Genomic DNA, 20,513 nt, shown 5'->3' on the forward strand with positions numbered 1-20,513 from the left:
TAAAGCCCAAATGTACATTACAATTATATAATAAAAATGATCTTAATGAATAAACGACGATCTCATACTTTTAAGGATCATCCACTCACGAAAACTTGCTATTAGCTTTGGAAGATTTAAAATGAATTTCATAACTAAGCGTTTTTATTTATATCTAAGGTATAGTTCTATTATAACCTCATCCTACGTATAATATTATATAATTGTTAACAAGCACTTTATGAGCTATGCTGATTATTTTATTGTTTTTAATTTTGCTTTATGAAAGCCCACTTTACTAAACTGATAAATTTTGACCATTACGCCAATAAAAGAATAATTGACACCATAATAAAAGCCGGTGAACCCATTAAAGCTTTACGATTAATGGGGCATTTATTAGCAGCACAACAAATTTGGCTCAGCAGGTGTAAAAGCCAACCGCCAACCGGTACTGTTTTATGGCCTGACTTGCCCGTTAGCGTATTAACAGACCTCGCAGATCAAAATCATCAAAACTGGAGCACTTATTTAGATGGCCTTCAACCTGCTGATTTTTATAAGGTAATCAGCTATAAAAACATGAAGGGTGATAATTTTGAAAACAAGCTGAGCGATATATTAACGCATGTTATTAATCATGGTACTCACCACCGTGCGCAGGCCGGGCAACAGTTAAAACTTAACGGCTTTGAAGATTTACCAAATACTGATTATATTTTTTATTTAAGATAAGCCGTTACCAGCCATTATTGCAATATTTGCTATCTATTTATATATAAATGAAAAGACTATTATTAATAGCAATAACCGGCTTTGTATTATCCGGTTGTACAGATAAAAAAGCACAGCAAAAAGCAATTTTAGATGAAGTTATAAAAGTGCACGATAAAGTTATGGGTGCCGATGAAGACCTAATGAAAAATAAAATGCTGTTGGATAGCATGGTAAAACACAATTCTACAGCTGATATTAAGGATTCTGTTTATGCTTATTTAACTAAAGTGAACCTTGCCGACAGCGCCATGAGCAACTGGATGCACAAGTTTGATCCGGATCATTCATCAAAATCTGATGATGAAACGATCGCCTATTTTTATGATCAAAAAAAACAAATAATGGCTATTGACTCGCAGATCACAACTGTTGTTGAGCGCTCAAATAAATACCTCATCAAAATGAAAATGAAATGAAGAAACTGATTGGTGCAATTGCAATTATTTTTTTATACAGTGCCTGCAAGTTTAACAGTAGCGAAACTAAAACATTACCCATTTACGGCACACGCCAGGCAGTTACAAAAACTGTTAACGGGCAAACGGTAACCGATACCGTTTATCAAACTATTCCCGCTTTTAAATACATTAACCAGTATGGCGATAGCATAAGCAGTAAAAATACTGATGGTAAAATATATGTAGCTGATTTCTTTTTTACCAGCTGCCCTTCTATTTGCCCGGTTATGCAGCGCAATATGCTAACCGTATATAATACATTTAAAGCTAATAACGATGTTAAGATCCTGTCGTTCAGTATCGATCCTAAATACGATAGTGTTAAGGTATTGAAAAAATATGCGGATAAGCTTGGTATTGAAGGCAATATGTGGTGGCTATTACAAGGTAAAAAGGATGACACTTACAAACTTGCTGAAAAAAGCTATTTAGTAGCCGTTAACCAGGACAGTACCGTACCGGGTGGATATGTTCACCAGGGATATTTTGTATTGATCGATAAGCAAAAGCGAATCCGCGGATCGTATGATGGTACAAGCCCGCAACAGGTTGCCCAATTGGTTGAGGATATTAAAACCTTGCAAACAGAGGCCGTTAAATGAAATTAAAGATTATTGGCATTATTGGGGTTATTATAATATTCATCGTTTCCTGTCAAAGTGAAGATCAGGTGGAGTTTGCCCGTTATTACAGTAACGGCAGCACTATTTATCAAAGCCATTGTCAAAATTGCCACGGGGTAAAAGGCGAAGGATTGCAGGGGCTTATTCCACCATTAACTGATACTGCCTATCTAAAAAACAATAAAACTACATTAGCTTGTTCTGTTAACTATGGCCTTAAGGGCAAGATAACGATCCTTAACAGGGCCTTTGAAGGCGAAATGCCTGCTAATGACCTTGCTCCTATTGATATTGCCAAGGTATTAACCTACGTAACCAATTCATTCGGCAATAAAATGGGCATCATTACCTTAACACAGGTTAATGAAAACCTGGCTAAATGCAAGTAATAAAGTACCTGCGAAAGCCTGGTTATGTTAAGGATTGAACTCAATTACGCAGTTTCCCGACTAAAAGGCTATCTTTACCACGCAAAGCGTTCTATCGCTTCCGGCTTGTTCGGGAGAGGAAAGTCCGGGCAACACAGAGCATCCTGCTTCCTAACGGGAAGGCGCCGGCAGCCGGCGACAGCAAGTGCCACAGAAAATATACCGCCGCAATTTATTGGGGTAAGGGTGAAAATGTGAGGTAAGAGCTCACGGCTTTTCCGGGTAACCGGGATTGCGGTAAACCTCAGGAGTTGAAAAACCAAATAGGTCCTGAAAGCGAAGCTGCTCGTTTCCGTATTACGTTTATTCGTGATCGTCAGGATGGGTAGGTTGATTGAACTTGCCAGCGATGGCAAGGCCAGATTAATGATAGAAACCATGCTGATAAAACAGCATGGAACAGAACCCGGCTTACAGATTTGCTGCTGATATACCCCTTTCGGTTAAACGGAAGGGGTTATTTTTTGATTGTTTAATAATCTGGCATCTTTTTCAATAAAAAACCTATTTGCTTAAAACATTTATAACACTTTTACTATTTACAAGTCGTCGGTAAGTAGATAAAAAATGTGTTTGTTTTTCTATACAATTCTATATATTAGCAACATCATAACTACCGTGTGAAATAAAATAAAAATAATGGCTAAAATTTTAATAATTGACGATGAACGCGCAATACGTAATACTTTACGCGAAATATTAGAATACGAAGACTACGTTGTTGAGGATATTGATAATGGAATTGATGGTTTAGAATTAATAAGAAAGAACGATTACGACCTGGTTCTGTGCGATATTAAAATGAACCGGATGGATGGCATGGAGGTATTAACCGAAGGCCTAAACATCAGGCCTGATCTGCCTTTCATCATGATCTCTGGTCATGGTACAGTTGAAACAGCTGTGGAAGCAAGTAAAAAGGGTGCATTTGACTTTATATCAAAACCACCGGATCTTAACCGTTTACTAATCACTGTACGTAACGCACTAGACAGGGGAAGCCTGGTTACAGAAGCTAAGGTATTAAAACGCCGTGTTTCAAAAGTGCGCCCTATATTAGGCGAATCGCAGGCTATCTTAAAGATCAAAGAAACTATTGACCGTGTTGCTCCTACAGATGCAAGGGTATTGGTTACCGGTGCCAACGGTAGTGGTAAAGAGTTAGTTGCACGCTGGTTGCACGAAAAATCAAACCGCTCAAATGCGCCTTTAATTGAGGTTAACTGCGCGGCAATACCATCAGAGCTTATTGAAAGCGAATTGTTCGGGCACGAAAAAGGTTCATTTACCTCAGCCATCAAACAGCGTATAGGTAAATTTGAATCAGCCAACGGAGGTACCTTATTTTTGGATGAGATTGGCGATATGAGCCCCTCAACCCAGGCCAAGGTTCTACGCGCCCTGCAAGAAAATAAAATTACCCGCGTAGGGGGCGAAAAAGAAATTGAAGTTGACGTACGTGTAGTGGCGGCAACCAATAAGGATTTGTTGAAAGAGATTGAAGCCGGTAATTTCCGTATGGACCTTTACCACCGCTTAAGTGTTATTTTAATCCACGTACCCCCGCTTACCGACCGTAAGGATGATATAGGGCTGATAACCCAAAGCTTTTTGGATGAGATCTGTAATGATTACGGCATGCCTGTAAAAAAGATCTCGGATGCGGCACTCGAAGCCTTAAAGGCTTTACCATGGACGGGTAACATCCGTGAGTTAAGAAACATGGTTGAGCGTTTGATCATCCTGAGTGATAAAACTATAACTGATGGCGATGTACGGGCCTTTGCTAATCCATCTTCTCCAGCTGTTGTAACCGCAGGCGCACCGGCTCCACAAACAGATTTTGATCAGTTTACAAACTTCCAGGAGTATAAAGATTTTGCTGAACGCGAATACATCAAATTCAAGCTTGAAAAAAACAACTGGAATGTTTCAAAAACTGCCGATGATATTGATATTCAACGCAGCCACCTATACAGTAAGATAGAAAAATTCGGATTAAAGAGAGGAGAGTAATTATACACTCTCCTTTTTTGCAGAATCTATTTTATTAATTACCTTTCCTGTACACATAACCAATAATAAACAGGAATGGTTTTATCAGCAAAAAAGCAACAACCGGCAGATGATTTTGATTCTGCTCCTACCCGTCTGTACTCATTAGATGCCCTTCGCGGGTTTGATATGTTTTGGATAATGGGGGCAGATGAAATACTTTACAGCATGGCGCATGCCAGTAAATCGCCTTTCTGGAATACGCTTGCACAGCAATTTACCCACCCCGACTGGAACGGCTTTCATGTATATGATCTCATCTTCCCGCTATTTTTGTTTATGGCGGGAGTATCAACCCCGTTTTCGGTAGGCCGCGAACTGGAAAAAGGAAAAAGCCGCGAGCAATTACTTTTAAGGGTTATTAAACGAACCATTATCCTTATTGTTTTAGGCTTAGTAGTAAACAATGGCCTTAAAATTCAGCCATTTGCAGATATACGTTTCCCCAGCGTATTGGGTCGAATTGGTATAGCCTATATGTTGGCCAATATCATTTATTTGTATGCTAAGGAATGGGCGCTGATATTTTGGTTCTGCTTTTTTATTGTGGGATACTACCTGCTTTTAAAATTCACATCGGCACCTGGCTTTGCACATGGCGATTTAACACCGCAAGGTAATTTCGCATCTTACGTTGACCGTACCATATTGCCGGGTAAACTATATGTTCCCTTCCCTAACACAAAGATCAGCATGCATGATCCGGAAGGATTGTTTTCAACTATCCCGGCTATCAGCACCGGGATATTAGGGATCTTAGCAGGCCTTACCTTAAAAAAGAAAACGCTGTCGCAAAACGCAAAAGCTGTAAGACTGGCTGTAGCAGGTATCGTCTTACTAATATTAGCACAAATATGGAACCTTGATTTCCCTATCAATAAAAACCTTTGGTCAAGTTCGTTTGTACTGCATGTAGGTGGTTTAAGCCTGTTACTAATGTCGTTGTTTTATTATGTGATAGATGTAATGGGTTATAAAAAATGGGCCTTCTTTTTTAAGGTCATTGGGATGAATTCTATCCTGATTTATATCTCAGGCCATTTTATAAAATGGAACTATACCAATAATAGCTTTTTTGGTTGGATAGGTCAATTAGCCGGTGATCCTTACAATGCTGTTATTATGGCTATAACTTTTGTATTGATAAAATGGGTATTCCTTTATTACCTGTACCAAAAGAAAACGTTTTTGCGGGTATAAAAACAAAAAGGGGATCAATTACTTGATCCCCTTTTCTATAAAATATTATCTTGATTGAATTATTTAACCAGTATGGTATTAATATCAGCAGGCGAATAATTAATTGATTTAAGTGTTTTATTATCTGCGGTGCGGTAAACTAAAAATAAACCGTCAATTTCTTTATGGTATGAATCGGTACCGGTCGTTTGCTTGTAATGCGCAATCGTTTTTTCTGCCTCTTCAACAGTTTTACAGGCTTTGCTCATATTTGAGCGGTGTACTTCGTCAAATAACTCCTTAAACTTTTCGGCCATACCAAATTCCAGTATAGCGCCTGATAGTACATATTGCAGATCGCACAGGGCATCGGCAATTTCAACAATATCATCATTATCAACAGCTTCTTGTAATTCTTTTAGTTCTTCAGCCAAAAGTGAGATCCTTAATGCACTTCTTTCTTTCGACGGTATAGCCGGGTCTTTAACTATAGGATGTTTAAATGTGGTATGAAATTCTGCTACCTGGTTTAATGAATTAGTATCTTTTATCATGTTATTTTAATGGATATAGTTTGCTTTATATCATAGCGCGCAAACACTGCTAATATATAAATTACCGTTTATTAATAAGAAAGCCTTGGCAAATTTCCTTTTGCGGCACAACATTTGTCATTAATAAGCAAGGTTAAATTAATTATTAAGGGTGCGTTAAACCGTTTATACTTTTATACGTCTATATAAGAAACAGCAGCGAAAAACTGTTTAATTACAATCAACATGAAAAAGGCATTTAAATACTTATTATTCACAAGCTTAAGCGGACTATTATGTTTGTTTTTAGCTTTTCCTGCTAACGCTCAACACAGAGGTGGTGGTGGCGGAGGAGGCGGTCGTTCTGGTGGTGGCGGTGGTGGTCATTCAAGTGGCTTTTCCGGTGGCCGTTCAGGCGGTGGTTTTTCTGGTGGTCGCCCAAGCGGTGGTTTTTCCGGCCGTTCTGCGGTATCATCATCTTCACGTTCATATGGTGGCCAGCATTTCTCATCTCCACAACGTAGCTCAACTACTATAAGAGGTGGTTATTCAGGCGGTCGTCCGGCTATAGGTGGTAACCGTGGCTACAATGGCCGTGTTGGTGTTGGAGGCGGTTACAGAGGTGGCTATGCGGCAGGCCGTGGTTATGCGGGCGGCAGAGGATATGCCCGTGGTGGTTATTATGGCCGCGGATATAACCTTGGTCACGGATACACTCATGGTTATTATGGCCCTCGTTATTGGGGTGGTCGTGGTTACTGGGGTTATCATGGCGGTTATTTTTATAGTGGTGGCTTTTATGCCAGCTTATACTACCCGCACCTTGGTTTTAGCTTAGGTATTTTACCATACGGATATTATCCATTTTATTGGGGTGGTGCACAATTCTACTATAGCGATGGTTATTATTATCAATACGATAACAATCAATACACTGTAGTTGAACCACCACTGGGTGCCGAAATAACAACACTTCCGGCTCATGCCAAGCCAATAACTATAAATGGCGAATCGTATTACGAACAGAATGGAGTTTATTACCAGTTAGTTACTAAAGACGATGGTACTACCACTTATGTAATTGCAGGTAAAGACGGGCAGTTAAATACAGGAACAGGTGCTCAGGGAGGCCAGGTTGGCAACGGTGATAATAACCAGGCCCAGGCCCCAATGGTTGGCGATATATATGATGAACTTCCACAGGGAACACGTACTATACATATTAACGGACAAACCTTATATGTATCACAGGATGATGTATATTACCAGGACACCGTTGATACCAGTGGTAAAAAAGTTTATAAGGTTGTAAGTACTCCGCAAGATCAACCTTCTAACTAAAAATTAAGAAGATAAAATATTACATGGGGTGAAAGTTAAACTTTCACCCTTTTTATTTGAAGTAATTTATTTCAACCTTAATTAGCTTTACGTATTTTTCACAATAATTTAATGTTATTTAAAACCATTTTTAATATTAATCCTTTCAATATAGCTCCACCTGAATTACATGAAGTTGCCTATTCAATTTAAGTGCCTAATTGTCACCGTTTTTTTTGCTTTGATAGTTCCATTATCAACTAAAGCTTATTCTGTTCTTACCCACGAGGCACTTATTGATGCCAGCTGGCAAAAACACATCCTGCCCCTGCTTAAACAAAAATATCCTGATGCAACAGATGATGAGCTTAAAAAAGCACATGCTTATGCTTACGGGGGCTGCCTCATAGCTGACATGGGTTACTTTCCATTCGGCAGCGTTTATTTTACTAACCTTGCGCATTATGTACGCAGTGGAGATTTTGTAGAAAACCTTCTTTCTGAAGCACAAAACCTGAACGAATATGCTTTTGCCGTAGGTGCCCTATGCCATTACATGGCTGATAAATACGGGCATTCAATAGCTACCAATGTGGTTGTACCCATTGTTTATCCTGAGATTGAAAAAAAATTCGGGCATGTTGCTACTTACGAAGATGACCATACCTCGCATAGCCGCGTTGAGATCTCCTTTGATGTATTGGAAACTGCAAGGGGCAATTATGCAACCCAGGCTTATCATGATTTTATTGGTTTTGAAGTAGCCAAACCTGTTTTGGAAAGGGCATTTTTAAAAACTTATGGCGAGGATATTAACACGGTTTTTGGCGATCTTGATCTTGCTATAGGTTCTTACAGATGGGCTGTTAAAAGCCTTTTGCCAACTATAACCCGCACCGCATGGGTACTTAGAAAAAATGACATTAAAAAACAGGATCCAAGTGTAAACAGCCACAAGTTTCATTACCACATGAAGCGAAAGGATTATAATAAAGAGTTTGGTGCATCATACAGAAAACCTGGATTGAAAGCAGAGATTTTAGCATTTTTTGTAAGGATTCTTCCAAAAATAGGTCCGCTAAAAGCATTGAAGTTTAAAGACCCCGGGCCAGAAGGTGAAAAACTTTTTATCCGGAGCTTTGATACCGTTTTAGTACATTACCATACCGTGCTTGCCAGCCTGCAGCATGAAAATATTGAATTACCGGATGTTGATTATGATACCGGGCATCCTACCGCAATTGGCGAATATAAATTAGCTGATAAAACTTATTACGACCTGATGAACAGGCTCCAGGAATCTAAATTCAATGACCTTACTTTGCCGCTAAAACAAAATATTTTAAACTTTTATAGTAAAGCTGATACTGTAACCATGGCAAAAAATGATCCTAAGGAATGGAAAAAGACATACACCGCCCTGCAGCAGGTTAAAATGGCACAGCCAATCACAATTGATAGTTTAAAAACAGCAAAAGGCATTAATTATAAGCTTAATGAACCTGCGGTGAAACCATCGGGTACTAAATAATAAAACTTACCTGCTAATAAAAATTATTTTCCTGCAGCCCAAAAGATGGCATTGTTGAATAGTGTTGTATAATCTTTACTTTGAAAAAGTATGGGCGAGTGTCCCATAAATATATAAATGTTGCGTGCCTTGTAGTGCAGGTTTGTCCATACCACCGGGTGATCTCCCATTTTAATAGAAGAATTTGGCTGATAGGTTTTTTCATCAACTGATGCCAGCACATGCACCTCATCGCGCGGGCTTTTCTGGTAAGTATAAAACTCCTCTTTTTGCACAATAAATGAGGGCAATACACCTTTCATTACCGGGTGCGAGCGGTCTTCAACATTTACTTTAGCTTTTACAAATGTCGCTATGTAATCTTTATAGCGGGCATTACCCATAAACTGGCTAAACCACTGCCACATTGGGTAGCCGTCAAACTCGCCTAATAAAGTAGCATGATGAAACCCTATCCAGCCGCCTCTCCCCTGTTCAATATAGCTTTCAAAGGCTTTTTCTGCCGTTTTTGTCCATGCGTAAGGTGCGTAATCAAGCTGAATAAATAACTGGTAATTAGACAGAAATGAAGAGTCGATCTTATCTGTATTTTGAATATAATCAATGGTAAAATTGCTATCAGCGGCAAGTTTATCCAACCATACTATTGCAGCCTTGGAGTATGCTATATGATGGCCTCCATTTTCGTAAAGGGCAATTACTTTAAACCTTGGGTGGGTTTGTGCCAATGCCGCGTAAAAACTAAAAAGGCATATAATAAGTGATGTTATTCTTTTCATATTCAGTGGATACCGTACTGGTAAAAGTATAAAGATATTGTTAATTAAAGGCTGATCTAAATAAAGTCATTTCTTTGCTGCTAATACTTTTATCAATAACAAACCATATTTTTTGCCTTTTTCACATCTAATTCATCCTGTACTCTAAAAAGTCGTACTTTTAAGACATCTTATCAGGTAATGCTACTGGCAACAGTAAACAATAAATAACTAAGTGTATGAACATCATTCATAATACAGATATTGGAACAAAACAAAAAGCGCTTGCCATAAATCTCGACCCTAAAATATATGGCTCATTTGCTGAAATTGGTGCTGGGCAGGATGTAGCAGCTAATTTTTTTAAAGCAGGAGCTTCATCAGGTACCATTGCTAAAACCATGTCGGCTTATGACATGATCTTCTCTGATGCCATATACGGTGTGCAGCAAGTTCGCAGGTATGTAAGCGAGCCCAGGCTTATATCCATGTTAGACCATGAATACGACCTGTTGATTGAACGTTTGGCGGTACAACGTGGCGATACAACAACTTTCTTTGCTTTCTCCGACTCTGTATCCGCACTAAATTACCATAAAACAAACGAAGGACATGGCTGGATGGGTGTGCGTTTTCAATTGGAGCCTAACGGCGCATTTAATGATGTGGTGCTGCATGTAAAACTATTGGATAACGATACAAATTTACAGCAACAGGCTGTAGGTATATTGGGTGTAAACCTGATGTATGCCTGTTTTTATTACCACGAGAATCCACCTGTATTTTTACTCTCATTGCTCGACAATTTATCGAAAGACCGTATTCAGATAGATATGATCCGATTTGAGGGCCCTAATTTTACTAAGGTTGATAACAGGCTGATGAGTCTGCATTTGGTAAAATATGGTTTTTCGGACGCAGCAGTATTTGGGCCTGATGGCAAGAACATGCAGCCTTCGGAAGTTTTATATAAGAAACATATTGTTGTGATCCGTGGCCGTTTCCGCCCAATTATCAACGTGCATTTGGATATGCTGAATACCGGTGTTAAGCAATTTATGCAGGAGCCCGATGTTGATGAAACCAACGTGATGGTGATCACTGAGCTTACGCTGCAATCATTAAAAGAAAGAAATGCCGACGAAACTGCTGAAATTGATGAGAAGGACTTTTTAGACCGGGTAGATATTCTTTGCTCGCTGGGGCAAACGGTTTTGATATCCAATTTTCATGAGTATTATAAATTGGTGGCCTATCTGTCAAAAATCACCAAACTAAAAATGGGTGTGGTTTTAGGTTTCCCTAACTTAGAGTATATTTTTTCGGAAGAGCATTATAAAGATCTGCCGGGTGGTATTTTAGAATCCTTTGCTACACTGTTTAGCCGTAAGGTAAAACTATTTATTTATCCAACACTGCGCGATGGCGTGATCTGGAACTGTTTACGTTTTTATCCTCCTCCACACCTTATTGACCTATACCGCTACCTGATAGCCAATAATAAAATAGAGGATATAAGGCATTATAAAGAGAGTAACCTGCACGTACAAACTGATATAGTACTACAGCTTATAAAACAAGGCGCTGATGGCTGGGAACAGTTTGTTCCGCCGGAGGTGGCTACCATGATAAAAGACCGTTGCCTGTTTGGCTATCACTGCGCAATTGAACCTGCAAAGGAAGACGTAGCCACAGCAACTAACGGCGAAGACGCAACACCAAGCACCGTTTAATCGCAAATAAAATTAAGGGTAAATTAAAGATTCTTCAAAAAAGCAAAAATTGCGTGAGGACACAAAAAAAGCGTCTATATTTGGAATCAAAATTTACAAGTACATTTTCATGGCAAAGGCATCTGAAATTAAAGTAGGAAATATTTTACGATTTAACGGCGAACTGGTAACAGTTACCGAAGTTTTACACCGCACACCAGGTAAAGGCGGCGCATTTTATTTAGACAAATTCCGCAATATTAAAACCGGAAAAATTGTTGAGGCTCGTTTAGCAACTGACGAACAGGTTGAAATTTGCCGTGTAGAAACCAATGATTACCAGTATTTATACGAAGAAGGTGATTACCTGGTGATAATGGATAACACCAGCTATGATCAGTTCAATATTCCAAAATCATTGTTTGGCCCGTCTGCAAAGTTTCTGAAAGAAGGGATGAACGTAATCGTATCATTTGAAAGCGAAGAGCCTATTATGGCGCAGGCACCCAATTTTGTTGAATTAGAAGTAACCTATGCCGAACCAGCTGTTAAAGGTGATACCTCATCAGGTGCATTAAAATATGCAACAACAGAAAATGGTGTTGAAATAAAAGTTCCCTTATTTGTAAACCAGGGAGATAAAGTAAAAGTAGATACCCGTACAGGAGAGTACGTTGAACGTGTGAAATAATTTTAGATAATTATTCAGGCGGTTCTTATTTATAAAACAAAAGCCTTCAGTAAAATTACTGAAGGCTTTTGTTTTTAGCAGCAATTTTAAAATCACCTGCATTAAATTATAATACATAAGTGCCAACTGCATTGGCATTTAAGGTAGATGAAAACTCTTTGTTATTATATTTAATATTGAATTTCTGGCTTTTAGTACCGTTATTAAAAACTATCAGTACAATTTTACCTGCCGGGGTTATATAGGCTACATTTGGCAGTTCGCTTGTTTCGTTCGATTCAATACGTTTTGAACCCGGCTTTACAAACTTTGAGGCATGGGCAACAATATAATAGGCCGGGTTACGGATAACATGATCGGCTATGATAGTTATAGCACCAAGGCAGCGATCGCAGCCACCCGGCGTATGCGGATCCTGGTTCTGATCTGCTGCTAAGTTCCATTCAATAACGTTTCGGCACCAGTTTCTTGGCGCACCAATAATAATTTCAGGGATATGAAAACGAAGTTCGTTTTTCAAATTGCCGGGTGCCCCTACCCATTCTTCAGTAAAATATAGATTTTTATCTGGGTAAGCATCATGAACCTGGCTCAGCGCCTCAATTTTACCACCATACAGGTGAAATGCCGAACCATCGGTATACTTCCTGGCTTCAGGGTTGTTCAAAACAGTAATGGGGTAATCGGGCCTGTCTGCATTATGATCGTACAGTATTATTTTGGTCTTTATTCCTGCTGATTTAAACTCCGGGCCTAAGTTTTTAGCAATAAAAGCAGCCTGTTCCGTTGCTTCCATAACCATACTTGGGTTATTTTTAGGGTTCAAAGGCTCATTCTGAATTGTGATGGCTTCAATATTAATTCCGAGCGCTTTCATACCTTTTATATATTTAATTAAGTATTGCGCATAGGTATGGTAGTATTCGGGTTTTAAATGGCCTCCTTTAGTGCTGTCGTTGGTTTTCATCCATATTGGCGGGCTCCAGGGCGATGCCATGATCTTTATGGATGGATTTAAAATCAGGATCTTTTTTAATACCGGTATCAGCGCCTTTTCATCATTAACCAAACTAAACTTTTTAAGTTCGGCATCTGTTTTTCCGGGTTCCAAATCATCATAAGTAAAAACATGATCATCTAGATCAGATGATCCAATGCTGATCCTTAAGTAAGTAACACCAATGTTGTTTTTATCAGCAACAAATAATTCCTTTAACAATTTGGCTTGTTCAGACTGGTGCATCTGGTTAATGAGCGCGGCGCTGCCACCTGTTAAGGCAAATCCAAAACCATCCATTTGCTGGTAGGTTTTGTTTTTATTAATAGTGATGGTAAAGATATTGGGATTAGTATCAGCCTTCCGTATGTTTTTATCCTGTAATTTAAACAGGATAGAATCGGTTGGGTCTGTAAGCCATAATTGCGGCTTTGTTATTTGCGCTCTGGCATTAAATACCTGGGCACAGGCAGTGATTAATAAGCAAATAAGCAGGCTTTTATTTTTAATCATGTTTTAAAAAGCTAAACTGATAAATATAAACAAACAAAAAGCTGCAATTAAAGATTGCAGCTTTTTGTTAAAGGTTAGTAACCAGCGTTTTGGGTTAAGTTACCATCGAGCTGAATTTCATTGTAGGGAACAGGTAATATTAACCTGCTTTGCGTTATTGGATAGTTAAATGCTTTGCCGTAAGGATCAACCTGGCTTTTTATCAGGGAGATGGTGTATTGCGCACCAAACCTTAATAAATCATTCCAGCGGTTACCTTCAAAGGCAAGCTCCATTCTTCTTTCTGTTAATATAGCTAAAGCAACATCAGCCTGAGCGGTTACTGTTATTGGGGCTAACTTAACACGGGCCCTAATCTGGTTAACCAAAGGCACAGCCTCTGCTGATTGACCTAACTGGTTCAAGGCCTCTGCCTTTAAAAGGATAATATCAGCTAAGCGTAATAGTACCGTGTTATCAGTACCTCCACCAAATTGAGAAATGTTGGTTTTCCATTTGTAAAGGAAAGGCACAGTAGCTGATGCTGTAGTATAAGGCGCCGGGATAGGATCGCCGCCTGCAAGCCCGTCGGATGTTACAGTTGCCTGGTAAACAGATGAATTTAAACGGATATTATCACCCTGTGCATTGTAAAGGGCAATAAGGTTACTTGTTGGCAGATCGAATTTTTTGAAAGAGTATGTTCCAAAAACAGCCGGTAAAAACAAAGAGGTATTGTAAGTAGTAAAACCACTTGCTGCCGAATGCTGAATTTCAAATATTGATTCAGTTGTATTTTTGGTACCATCAAACAAATTAGCAAAGTTGGCTACCAGCGAATACTGGCCGCTATTGATCACTTTATTGCAATAATCTAAACACTGCTGGTATTTGCCTTCCTGTGCGTAAACTTTAGCTAACAGGGCCTGTACAGAGCCTTTAGTGGCATGCCCAACGTTAGGGAATGAAACAGGTAATACAGCTTCAGCTGTTGTTAAATCATTTTCAATTTGAGCATATACTGCGGTTGCAGCTGTACGTGCCGGTTTAGGGGCTACATTTACAGTTGACAAAATCAAAGGAACATCACCAAATGTAGTTACTAACTGAAAGTAAGAGATAGCCCTGATAAATTTAGCTTCACCTAAGATCTGAGCTTGCCTGCCGGCTGCAAATCCGGCAGCAGGAATTTTGGGTACATAATCAAGTACGGTATTTGCAGCAAAAATATCTTGGTAAAGGCCTTGCCAATCGCGGGTTGAGTTACCGTTAAGCGGAGTAGCTGTAAAGTTGGCAATACCAAAGTTATCCGGATTATCTCCACCTGCGTAGCAGTTGTCGGCACGGGCATCTCCATTGCTTATGTAATCCCATACCCAATACTGGTCACTTAAAAACGCTTGTGAGTATGCACCTACCAATCCGCCTTCGGCATCACTGGCAGTTTTGTAGTAATTACCTGCCGTACCCTGCGATATAGGTTGTTTATTTAAAAAGTCCTTTTTACAGGCTGATGAAAGACCCATTGCAACAATAATCGCAAGGGTTAATATTTTATGATTATTCATTTTGTTTGAATTTAGGATAGATTAAAAGCTTACGTTAAGGCCCGCAGTATATGTTTTTGTTTGCGGATAAGTTCCGTAATCAACACCAATAGCTGTTGAGCTTGGTGAGCCCAATGAGCCACCGCTTTGTGAGTTTCCGCTAAATGAATTAACTTCCGGGTAGTAGCCTTTGTATTTGGTAATAGTGAACAGGTTTTCAGCAGTTGCAAAAACGCGTATTTTCACGCCATTTTTCTCCAGCAGGCCGCTTTTTATCTGGTAGCTTAATGATAAGTTTTTAAGTCTTACAAAAGCACCATTTTCAATAAAGCGCGATGATGGTAAAATGGTTGATACACCTGCACTGTTAGTACCACCATACACGGCAGCAGGTACATTGGTTATATCGCCTGGTTTTTTCCAGCGGTCTAAAACAGCTGTGCTTGCGTTTCCAATCAGGTACATCCCTTCCGTTTCAACCCTTGTAGCATCAAATACTTTGTTACCAGCTACTGCATCAAACAAAAAGTCTAAACTGAAATTTTTGTAGGTCACTGTATTTGCAAAGCCATACACTGCTTTTGGTAAGCCGCTACCTAAATAGCCTTCGTCGGCAGTGGTTGGTGTTGCTGTTTTTTTACCGTTGGCAGCATAGTATAAGGCATTACCTGTAGCCGGGTCAACGCCTGCATATTTGTAACCATAAAATGCGCCTAAAGGCAATCCGTTTTTAACAATAGTTAAATCGGTTGCGTTGCCGCTTCCACCAAATGCAATTCCGCCGAAAGGGAAAGTCTGGTCAACTAAATTTCCATTGGTATCCAATATCTGCGGGATACCGCTAACATTGTTTTTGTTGAAAGATGCATTAAATGTTGACGTCCAGGTAAAGTCTTTTTCAACGATGATCCTTCCGGTTAATGAAAACTCAATACCCTGGTTCAATATATGTCCTGGCAGGTTAGTATTCTTCAGGTTGGCAGCACCACCTTCGGCAGCAGAAATCACAACCGGGAAAATAAAGTTGGTGGTTTTTTTATTGTAGTAATCGGCAGTTAATGATAACCTGTCGTTCAATATTGATAGATCAAACCCAATATTTAAACCTTTAGTTGATTCCCATTTCAGATCAGGATTACCAGCCGGGTTTGTTGGATAATAGCCAGAAGCACTGTTACCGCCAAATAAATAACCTGTAGGGCTTAATGTACTGTAGCTGTTATAAATGGTTTGTGGCAAATTACCTACTTCGCCATAACCAACTCTCAATTTCAAATCGCTGATAAAGGTATTGTCCTTCAAGAAATCTTCGCTCGAAATTCTCCATGCTGCTGATAAGGCAGGAAAATAACCCCATTGGTTATTAATACCTGCTCTTGAAGAACCATCGGCCCTTATAGATGCCGTTAAAAGGTATTTGTTTTCAAAACCATAATTGATACGTCCAAAATATGAGTTGGTAGTCCAATCGGTTTTATAAGTAGAAATTTGTTTATTGGCGCTTGCAGCATTTAAAGTGGTTATACCAGCTGGGAAGCCAGTACCGTATAGGTAGCTGTCGGTATATTTTTCTTCAATGGCTGATGTTCCAACAACTGCTGTAATGCTATGCTTTTTATTGATGATAGTGTTATAGGTTAACGTGTTATCCCATGTATAGCGGAACGTTTCGTTATTTTCACTACTGCCAATACCGTTTACCTGGCTTGCACCCTGGTTGGTTAATGGGTTTGTGAACGAATCATTATCATAGTTATTTAATGATATACCTAACTGCGAACGGTATTTAATATTAAAAGGCAGTGTGATCTCTGCGTGCACGTTTCCTAATAAATTGTTTTTTATGTAATGGTTCTCATTACTGTAAATATCATCCAAAGGGTTAGTGGTATTGTCAGAGTTTGACTGGTACATCCCGTTTGCACCAAAGATCGGCACAATTGGCGGCGTTGAAATAGCGGCTAAAACGGTACCGCCGTGGTTAGCAGAGTTATTATCATTCACAGTGCGGCCATCGGTACGGTTATATGATACATTGGTACCAACGCTTAACCAGTTTTTCATTTTTTGTTCAAGGCTCAGGTTGATAGAGTAACGTTTGTAATTGGTTCCGTTGATTATACCATCCTGGCTCAGATCGCCTAAACCTAAATAGAAATTACCTTTATCTGTACCGCCTGATAAACCTACGTTTACGCCGCTTTGGTTAGCAGTGCGGTAAACCAAATCCTGCCAGTTATTATTTGCAGTAAAGTTTGAAGGAAAGGCTGGTACGCTTTGGCCGGCATTTGTATACTCGTCACTGATCAGGCTTTTGTACTGATCGGCATTTAGCAGGTCAAGTTTTTTTACGATCTGCTGTTTACCGGTATACATATTGATCTCAACCTTGGTTTGGCCTTTAACACCCTTTTTTGAGGTAATTAAAACCACACCGTTTGTAGCACCTAACGAACCGTAAATTCCGGCAGCTGATGCATCTTTTAATACACTGATAGATTCAATATTATTAGGATCAATACTTGCAGTATTGTTTACCACAACACCATCAACCACATAAAGTGGTTCAGAACCATTTGGAGATGATGCACCACGCACCCTGATGCTGAAATTACCACCACCCGGCGCGCCTGATGCATTAAACACTTGCACACCGGCTGCTTTACCATCAAGTATCTCTGATGTATTAACTATAGGCCTTGAGCTTACATCTTTAGTGCTAACCGTAGCTATTGCTGATGTAATATCCTTTTTCTTTTGTGAGCCATAACCAACAATTACAACCTCATTAAGCTGCTTGTCATTAGCCACAAAAGTTACATTGATCTCTGTTTGATTATTTACCGGGATCTCCTGCGTGGTAAACCCTATAAATGAAAACACTAATGTTGCTGTAGCCGGTGCACTGATGGAGTACTTTCCGCTTCCGTCGGTTATAGCAGCAGTAGTTGTTCCTTTAACCAACACAGTGGCTCCGGGTAAAGTTAGCCCTTGGTCATCCTTGACCACCCCCTTAACAGTGCCTGTTTGCGCAAAGGCAAAAGCACAGCTTGTTAAAAGAAGGACTACAAATAAAGTAAGTCTTTTTTTCATACGTTTTAAAATAGATAAGTAAAAATTGGTGCATGTATTAGCATGCTAATTGAATGGACAAAGTTATATGCATTGTACAGAAAAACGAAGTAAAACATCAATTATTTTTACGTAAATAATTGATATATAGGTAATTATGAAACTATTGATACGCTTTAACACCTTATTTACAAAAACATAATCAACTGATTATAAGCTATAAATATGAGCACAAAAAGAGCACAATGACATCCATTGATACGGATAAACCCCTTTTTAAAGCAGCTGACAGGCAGGTGTTTAAAAATTGACCGAACAGGTTTAAAAGATATTATTCAGGTTGATTTTCTAATACAAGCTTGCTCCAGCCTTCGTTATTACCGTTTTTTATTCCGGCTTTCCTGCTCGAAAGGAGTTTCTTTATGCGGTTACTATAGGCCCAGCAAGTACCCTGCCTGATGGAGAGTATCTCTGATAATTTGTGTGATGATATTTTACCATTGGTTGAGTAAACCAAAAATATCATGTAAAAGGCTTTTGTTATGGGGATCCTTGTATTTTGAAACAAAGTGTACGACGTAACAGACTCTTCATAGCTGCATTTATTGCAACGCCTGCTGTAAGGCAAGTGGCCGTTAAAAAAATGAGTATTATCGCATTTGTGGCATTTGTAACCATCCTGCCATTTAAGGTCGGCGAGAAATTTATAACAGCTATCAGCATCAGGATATATTCTGCTGAACTCTTCAAAATCAACCCCGGCAGACATGATGCGATCGCGGCTTACTTTATCAAAGTTGGTATGTAATTCCTGGTTATCTTTTTCCAGTAATACATTCATCCGCGAAATATCAGCAGCCTGTTGCTGCAATATTTGATTCACCCGGTTCAGATCTTCATTTTGCTTTTCAATAGTCCGGGCATTTTTAACCAGCTCATGCGTCCGCTCCTTTATCTGCTCCTCCAGTTTTACATTTATTGATTCTTTGAGCTGTTGGTTCGCCATCAGCTGCTCTATAATTTCCTGCTGCGCTTTTTCTTTATCGCTTTTTAACAAGCGCACCTTATCGCCATTTGCAAAAGCCAAAAAAACCATCTCTAATATAAAACAAAGACTAAGGCTATAATAGCTTAATGCACCAAAGTTAAGCCACCACACATCCAGCATTATTAATAACTTAAGGGTAAAGCCAACAAATAAAAAGCTATATCCAACTACAAAGAACCGGGCTGGCCTATACCCTTTTCGTAAAATATATATACCCGTAAAAAAGGCAATACACAAGGGCACAGCTTCAATAAACTTATAGTTGAACCATTGCTTGTTTAAAATAAAGGCCGCCAAAAAAAACGCAATCCTTGCCGCTATTACCAGGTTAATTAACTTATATAGTACCGGGGCCCTGGTTTTTACAAATAACAATTTGCTGGTAAACAGTAAGGCAAATACACTAACACAGCACAAGGCAACGCCGTAGGCATACTGGTTCCAGCCGGGCAGGTTGGGCCATAAATACTGATAGCCTATGCCATCGCTGCATAACTCATAAAAACCTACACTCAGGCTATATAATACATAATATAAATACTGCGTTTGCTTAATTACAGCATACATTATCAGGTTATAAAAGGCGAAGATCAATATCATGCCGTAAAAGATTCCGAACAGCAGGTATTCGTTTAGGGCATACTGAATAAACCAGTTAACAGAGCGTAAAACAATAATTACATCGGCAGTTTGGTGTGATTTTATCCGGAAATAATAGGTACAGGTTTTACCAGGAAAAGCTTCAAGGTTTAATTCAAAATTTTTATGTTTAAACTGCCTGTTATTAAATTTATTGAGCGCACCAAATTTCTCAAACTGGTAAGTATCACTTTCGGTTGGCGAATAAATAGTTATATCATCAATTGTTTGGTCAAAGAACTCCAGCATCCAGTTCTTTTTTGTTTTTAGCGGATAGCTAATGGTTATCTTGTACCAGTAAACAGATTTTAGGTTATAGTTTTGAGGGGTACTTGACCAGCTTGCATCAAACTTAGCCGACAAGGTTGGGGATTGTATATCGTTAAAAGTTAATTTGCCTGTGGCATCCTCTAAGCAATAAATTTCTTTGTAGCTAAATATATGCTGACTAAGCTGATCATTAACAGCAACCTGTTGCTGGGCCTGCAAAAACCCTGATGACAGCAGGCAGCCGATTAAAATGAAGGTTATCCTGAAAAACTTTGGCCTCGCAACTATTATCCCCGGCATCTTAAATTTATTAGTAAAAAGGCAAATTATCGTATTGTTCAATTAATAGTTAGTTTGCATACCAACTACTTTTCCAATACTAAATATTATTGCTTTATTAATTA

The 20,513-nt window shown here is 39.1% G+C and carries 16 protein-coding genes and 1 other RNA gene; 11 read left to right on the forward strand and 6 right to left on the reverse strand.

All coding sequences use genetic code 11. The features are described from left to right. The first annotated feature begins 261 nt into the window (after window positions 1-261). From ACQY4U_RS21180 to ACQY4U_RS21210, 7 genes are all read left to right on the forward strand, one after another. Window positions 262-714: a DinB family protein gene (locus ACQY4U_RS21180; RefSeq protein ID WP_428331458.1), complete on the forward strand. Its 453-nt coding sequence runs from the start codon at window positions 262-264 to the stop codon at window positions 712-714. 47 nt (window positions 715-761) lie between these two features. Further along, window positions 762-1,172 (forward strand): hypothetical protein, encoded by a 411-nt coding sequence (locus ACQY4U_RS21185; protein ID WP_428331459.1) that lies wholly within the window; start codon window positions 762-764, stop codon window positions 1,170-1,172. Then, entirely contained in the window at window positions 1,169-1,816 is a 648-nt protein-coding gene (locus tag ACQY4U_RS21190; protein ID WP_428331460.1) for an SCO family protein, read from the forward strand. Before ACQY4U_RS21185 ends, ACQY4U_RS21190 begins: the two co-directional genes overlap by 4 nt. Continuing rightward, a complete protein-coding gene (locus ACQY4U_RS21195; RefSeq protein ID WP_428331461.1) occupies window positions 1,813-2,226 on the forward strand; it encodes a c-type cytochrome in 414 nt (137 codons plus the stop codon). The genes ACQY4U_RS21190 and ACQY4U_RS21195 overlap by 4 nt, the downstream gene beginning before the upstream one ends. Before the next feature lie 78 nt (window positions 2,227-2,304). Beyond that, window positions 2,305-2,694, forward strand: an RNA gene (gene rnpB / locus ACQY4U_RS21200) — RNase P RNA component class A. Window positions 2,695-2,904: 210 nt separating this feature from the next. After that, on the forward strand, window positions 2,905-4,281 hold the full coding sequence (locus ACQY4U_RS21205; RefSeq protein ID WP_428331462.1) for a sigma-54-dependent transcriptional regulator: 1,377 nt from the start codon (window positions 2,905-2,907) through the stop codon (window positions 4,279-4,281). Window positions 4,282-4,356: 75 nt separating this feature from the next. Further along, window positions 4,357-5,520 (forward strand): acyltransferase family protein, encoded by a 1,164-nt coding sequence (locus ACQY4U_RS21210; protein ID WP_428331463.1) that lies wholly within the window; start codon window positions 4,357-4,359, stop codon window positions 5,518-5,520. Between the two features lie 59 nt (window positions 5,521-5,579). On the opposite strand, the gene ACQY4U_RS21215 is transcribed toward ACQY4U_RS21210, so the two are convergent. Further along, window positions 5,580-6,053 (reverse strand): hypothetical protein, encoded by a 474-nt coding sequence (locus ACQY4U_RS21215; RefSeq protein WP_428331464.1) that lies wholly within the window; start codon window positions 6,051-6,053, stop codon window positions 5,580-5,582. A gap of 225 nt (window positions 6,054-6,278) precedes the next feature. Here ACQY4U_RS21215 and ACQY4U_RS21220 point away from each other — a divergent pair, with 225 nt between their 5' ends. Continuing rightward, window positions 6,279-7,373, forward strand: a complete 1,095-nt coding sequence (locus ACQY4U_RS21220) for a DUF6515 family protein (RefSeq protein ID WP_428331465.1) — start codon at window positions 6,279-6,281, stop codon at window positions 7,371-7,373. Between the two features lie 220 nt (window positions 7,374-7,593). Continuing rightward, complete coding sequence (locus ACQY4U_RS21225; protein ID WP_428331466.1) at window positions 7,594-8,883, forward strand: zinc dependent phospholipase C family protein; 1,290 nt, start codon at window positions 7,594-7,596, stop codon at window positions 8,881-8,883. A 23-nt stretch (window positions 8,884-8,906) separates the two neighbouring features. On the opposite strand, the gene ACQY4U_RS21230 is transcribed toward ACQY4U_RS21225, so the two are convergent. Then, the gene (locus tag ACQY4U_RS21230) at window positions 8,907-9,662 is read right to left on the reverse strand and encodes a ThuA domain-containing protein (RefSeq protein ID WP_428331467.1); all 756 of its coding nucleotides are present in this window, start codon (window positions 9,660-9,662) and stop codon (window positions 8,907-8,909) included. 218 nt (window positions 9,663-9,880) lie between these two features. Here ACQY4U_RS21230 and ACQY4U_RS21235 point away from each other — a divergent pair, with 218 nt between their 5' ends. Together ACQY4U_RS21235 and efp are read left to right on the forward strand one after the other, a co-directional pair. Then, window positions 9,881-11,374, forward strand: coding sequence for a TonB-dependent receptor (locus tag ACQY4U_RS21235; RefSeq protein WP_428331468.1), 1,494 nt, complete (start codon window positions 9,881-9,883; stop codon window positions 11,372-11,374). A gap of 109 nt (window positions 11,375-11,483) precedes the next feature. Continuing rightward, entirely contained in the window at window positions 11,484-12,044 is a 561-nt protein-coding gene (gene efp, locus ACQY4U_RS21240) for an elongation factor P (protein ID WP_428331469.1), read from the forward strand. A 106-nt stretch (window positions 12,045-12,150) separates the two neighbouring features. On the opposite strand, the gene ACQY4U_RS21245 is transcribed toward efp, so the two are convergent. From ACQY4U_RS21245 to ACQY4U_RS21260, 4 genes are all read right to left on the reverse strand, one after another. After that, the gene (locus ACQY4U_RS21245; RefSeq protein ID WP_428331470.1) at window positions 12,151-13,554 is read right to left on the reverse strand and encodes a glycoside hydrolase family 30 protein; all 1,404 of its coding nucleotides are present in this window, start codon (window positions 13,552-13,554) and stop codon (window positions 12,151-12,153) included. Between the two features lie 74 nt (window positions 13,555-13,628). Continuing rightward, window positions 13,629-15,101, reverse strand: coding sequence for a RagB/SusD family nutrient uptake outer membrane protein (locus tag ACQY4U_RS21250; protein WP_428331471.1), 1,473 nt, complete (start codon window positions 15,099-15,101; stop codon window positions 13,629-13,631). A gap of 21 nt (window positions 15,102-15,122) precedes the next feature. Beyond that, complete coding sequence (locus tag ACQY4U_RS21255) at window positions 15,123-18,173, reverse strand: SusC/RagA family TonB-linked outer membrane protein (protein WP_428331472.1); 3,051 nt, start codon at window positions 18,171-18,173, stop codon at window positions 15,123-15,125. 310 nt (window positions 18,174-18,483) lie between these two features. Continuing rightward, complete coding sequence (locus ACQY4U_RS21260) at window positions 18,484-20,409, reverse strand: 7TM diverse intracellular signaling domain-containing protein (protein ID WP_428331473.1); 1,926 nt, start codon at window positions 20,407-20,409, stop codon at window positions 18,484-18,486. Window positions 20,410-20,513 lie beyond the last annotated feature (104 nt).

Origin of the sequence: Mucilaginibacter sp. (genome assembly GCF_965277465.1) — a bacterium.
Taxonomy (GTDB): domain Bacteria; phylum Bacteroidota; class Bacteroidia; order Sphingobacteriales; family Sphingobacteriaceae; genus Mucilaginibacter.

Excerpts from the sequence above, each read along its gene's own strand:
- ACQY4U_RS21180 (WP_428331458.1), top strand. The coding sequence starts at position 262 with ATGAAAGCCCACTTTACTAAACTGATAAATTTTGACCATTACGCCAAT.
- ACQY4U_RS21230 (WP_428331467.1), bottom strand. The coding sequence starts at position 9,662 with ATGAAAAGAATAACATCACTTATTATATGCCTTTTTAGTTTTTACGCG.
- ACQY4U_RS21205 (WP_428331462.1), top strand. The coding sequence starts at position 2,905 with ATGGCTAAAATTTTAATAATTGACGATGAACGCGCAATACGTAATACT.
- ACQY4U_RS21235 (WP_428331468.1), top strand. The coding sequence starts at position 9,881 with ATGAACATCATTCATAATACAGATATTGGAACAAAACAAAAAGCGCTT.
- ACQY4U_RS21210 (WP_428331463.1), top strand. The coding sequence starts at position 4,357 with ATGGTTTTATCAGCAAAAAAGCAACAACCGGCAGATGATTTTGATTCT.
- efp (WP_428331469.1), top strand. The coding sequence starts at position 11,484 with ATGGCAAAGGCATCTGAAATTAAAGTAGGAAATATTTTACGATTTAAC.
- ACQY4U_RS21215 (WP_428331464.1), bottom strand. The coding sequence starts at position 6,053 with ATGATAAAAGATACTAATTCATTAAACCAGGTAGCAGAATTTCATACC.
- ACQY4U_RS21220 (WP_428331465.1), top strand. The coding sequence starts at position 6,279 with ATGAAAAAGGCATTTAAATACTTATTATTCACAAGCTTAAGCGGACTA.
- ACQY4U_RS21245 (WP_428331470.1), bottom strand. The coding sequence starts at position 13,554 with ATGATTAAAAATAAAAGCCTGCTTATTTGCTTATTAATCACTGCCTGT.
- ACQY4U_RS21250 (WP_428331471.1), bottom strand. The coding sequence starts at position 15,101 with ATGAATAATCATAAAATATTAACCCTTGCGATTATTGTTGCAATGGGT.
- ACQY4U_RS21195 (WP_428331461.1), top strand. The coding sequence starts at position 1,813 with ATGAAATTAAAGATTATTGGCATTATTGGGGTTATTATAATATTCATC.
- ACQY4U_RS21260 (WP_428331473.1), bottom strand. The coding sequence starts at position 20,409 with ATGCCGGGGATAATAGTTGCGAGGCCAAAGTTTTTCAGGATAACCTTC.
- ACQY4U_RS21185 (WP_428331459.1), top strand. The coding sequence starts at position 762 with ATGAAAAGACTATTATTAATAGCAATAACCGGCTTTGTATTATCCGGT.
- ACQY4U_RS21255 (WP_428331472.1), bottom strand. The coding sequence starts at position 18,173 with ATGAAAAAAAGACTTACTTTATTTGTAGTCCTTCTTTTAACAAGCTGT.
- ACQY4U_RS21190 (WP_428331460.1), top strand. The coding sequence starts at position 1,169 with ATGAAGAAACTGATTGGTGCAATTGCAATTATTTTTTTATACAGTGCC.